At 50.4% G+C, this 2,902-nt stretch carries 3 protein-coding genes and 1 pseudogene; 2 read left to right on the forward strand and 2 right to left on the reverse strand.

The genetic code is table 11. From position 1 onward, the window contains the following. Positions 1 to 339: pseudogene (locus tag WBV75_RS10760) on the forward strand (hydrolase); the annotation flags it as partial. 122 nt (positions 340 to 461) lie between these two features. Here WBV75_RS10760 and WBV75_RS10765 read toward each other — a convergent pair. After that, positions 462 to 671, reverse strand: a complete 210-nt coding sequence (locus WBV75_RS10765) for a YgaP family membrane protein (RefSeq protein WP_424120610.1) — start codon at positions 669 to 671, stop codon at positions 462 to 464. 305 nt (positions 672 to 976) lie between these two features. Here WBV75_RS10765 and WBV75_RS10770 point away from each other — a divergent pair, with 305 nt between their 5' ends. Further along, complete coding sequence (locus WBV75_RS10770; RefSeq protein WP_424120611.1) at positions 977 to 2,221, forward strand: ATP-binding cassette domain-containing protein; 1,245 nt, start codon at positions 977 to 979, stop codon at positions 2,219 to 2,221. A gap of 50 nt (positions 2,222 to 2,271) precedes the next feature. On the opposite strand, the gene secF is transcribed toward WBV75_RS10770, so the two are convergent. Then, positions 2,272 to 2,902, reverse strand: a 631-nt coding sequence (gene secF / locus WBV75_RS10775) for a protein translocase subunit SecF (protein WP_424120612.1), incomplete at its 5' end; no start/stop codon positions are given.

The following is a 2,902-nucleotide window of genomic DNA, read 5'->3' on the forward strand; positions in this document are numbered from 1 at the left end:
AAGCACCTCGGACTCTTTGAAAACCTCCCGAAAAACATGGTGCATCAATGGAGGCGGTGGGGCACCCACCCGGATTACCTGATGGGCTTCAGGGATTCATCCTACCTTTTTGATGACCTTAAAATGCCGATCCTTTCCCTGAGTTTTCCCGCAGACCCCCTGGCCCCTCCACGGACCGTGGATTGGTTGGCAGCGCAATATCGCAGCGCCCCTGTACGCAGGATACACTATACTGACGAAGGGGATAACCCGGGGCATTTCGGATATTTCAGACCGCCCTTTAAGGACACCCTTTGGAAGTATACCCATCAGTGGATTCAGACCGATGAATGGAAATAAGTATTTACCGGACAATACCACGACTGCACGGCTGCTGTTCCGAAAATTCAAGACTGACGACTTTCAGGATTGATAAGGTGGAGCGCCCTGAATCGAACTCTAAGAATCCCTTTTTGTAAACTTCACGGCTTTTTAGCCGGACAGGTCGAAAGGCCAAAAGGGGCATAAAGCGGACAAAAGCTTATAAAACTGGTAAGCAGAAATACTCCGGCCAATACCAGTAATACAATTCCAAGTGTTCCGCTTATCGTCCCTGTGTAATACAGAACCCCGATTACCGCAGCGATGATAAAGCGGACGATCCGATCTGTGTTTCCCATATTTTTCTTCATATCCCTGTAAATTTAGTTTGTTAAATAGGTTATACTCCATACGATCAGGCTGATAATACCTATACATATCAGGCAGACCAAAACGAATTTACCAATTTTGCTTCGCATCTCACCCTAAATTTAAAGTACCCCTTCCATCTGAAGACTGATCTTCATCAGCTTTTTGTAAGTGGGGCGAGAAGGGAAGAAAAGGGTTTATGGACCCCGCTCATCGCGGATATGTTGTCCTGACTTGTGTACCGGGCAGGTACTTTCCTGTTTTGAATGGCGCTTCAGTTCCCTTATTTTCGTATGAAACCGGATACATGCAAGCCCACACGGCCATCTACACCGATAATACTTCCGAGAAGGAAGCTTTTGCGAAGAAGTTGCTCGGGGGAATGGCCCCACGGGAACTTTCCTTTCTCAAAGGAGGTAGGGGTGCGTATTTTTCCAATTCCACCCTTTCTGAATTTCTGGACACGGAGGCCCGTTATGACCGTTCGGGCCTGTATTTGGAAGGGCGCACCCTGAGGTCCCTCTCCAGTGGGGAACGCAAAAAAGCCCTCCTGGGATATCTGCTTGCCAAGGAGCCGGACTTTCTTATTTTGGACAACCTCTTTGACAACCTGGATCCCCCTTCCCGGGAAGCCCTGAAGGAAGTTCTGGAAACACAGTCCAGGAACATTCTTCTGATCCAGTTCCTGAGCCGTTCCCAGGATTTACTTAAGTGTATGAAAAACAAGGCCTTTCTCTCGGGCGACCACATCCGGGACTTCCCGAATTACACCCCGGAGACACAAAAGACACAATCCCGGAGGTTCTCAAGCGCCTTACCTCCTGCCCCGGGGGCTTCCCCCTCCCTGCCAAAGGTTTTGATAGACTTCCGGAAAGTGAATCTGAGTTACGGAGAGAGGCCCATCCTCTCCCAAATCGAATGGAAAATGGAAAAAGGGGATTTCTGGGAGCTCAGGGGTCCGAATGGGAGCGGTAAAACCAGCCTGATCACCATGATTATCGGGGACAACCCCAAGGCCTACGGGCAGGAACTCTATCTTTTTGGTATTCGCAAGGGCAGTGGGGAAAGTGTCTGGGATATCAAAAGTAAAATTGGGTACTTCACCCCCGCCCTGACCGACCGGTTCCGCGGCAACCATACAGCCGAGGCCATGTTGATCTCAGGCCTTCTGGATTCCGTGGGGCTCTATGTAAAACCCTCTGATCAACAGCGTACCCTTGCCCACAGCTGGCTGGCACTCCTCGGTTTATCTGACCTGGCCAGGATACAGTTCCGCAATCTTTCGGAAGGCCATCAAAGACTCCTGATGTGCGCCCGGGCCATGATCAAACATCCGCCAGTGCTGATTCTGGATGAACCCACAGCGGGCCTGGATGAAGCTTCGGCCGGCCTTGTGATTTCCCTGGTCCAAAAAATGGCTGCGGAGAGCGAGACGGCTATCCTCTTTGTCTCGCACCGTCAGGAACCCGGCCTAAAGGCGCCAAAGGTTCTGGAATTAGTACCGGGGAAAGGCGGGTCTAAGGGCATCATTCACAATTTCATAACCCCATAAAAAAACCGCAGCCCTGTAAGGCTGCGGTTTTTTAAAAATGTAAAGTCCTTTTATTCTTTACCCTTGGACAGTTTTCTGGAAAGGGTATCGAACATTACAGGTGTTGCAATGAAAAGGGAAGAATACGTTCCCACGATAACACCGACGATCATCGCAAACATAAAGCCGCGAAGCGTCTCACCACCAAAGATAAAAATAGACAAGAGCACCACAAGGGTAGTCAGGGAGGTAGTCAGGGTACGGCTCAATGTACTGTTCAGGGCCAGATTGACGTTTTCACCGGCTCTCCAGCCTTTTTCATTGATGATCTCACGTATCCGGTCGAAAACAACCACCGTATCGTTCAGGGAATACCCGATGACCGTGAGGATAGCGGCGATAAACGCCTGGTCGATTTCCATGCTGAAAGGCATCAGGGCACTCGTCGCGGAGAAGACCCCGAGGACAATAAGGACATCGTGGAAAACAGCCGCCACTGCCCCGAGTGAAAACTGCCACTTGCGGAATCTGAAAAGTATGTAAAGAAAGACGACTGCCAGCGAGCCGATCACGGCCCAGACAGCATTCTTTTTTATATCATCTGCGATGGTAGGACCCACCTTCCGGTACTTCATCACCCCAATATCTTCATTGGTTCCCCCGGGGACAGAATCGGCATAAGTAGCCCCGTCGGGGAGGTAC

The sequence above is a fragment of the Robiginitalea sp. genome (genome assembly GCF_049588695.1).
Lineage (GTDB): Bacteria > Bacteroidota > Bacteroidia > Flavobacteriales > Flavobacteriaceae > Robiginitalea.

Excerpts from the sequence above, each read along its gene's own strand:
- WBV75_RS10765 (WP_424120610.1), bottom strand. The coding sequence starts at position 671 with ATGAAGAAAAATATGGGAAACACAGATCGGATCGTCCGCTTTATCATC.
- WBV75_RS10770 (WP_424120611.1), top strand. The coding sequence starts at position 977 with ATGCAAGCCCACACGGCCATCTACACCGATAATACTTCCGAGAAGGAA.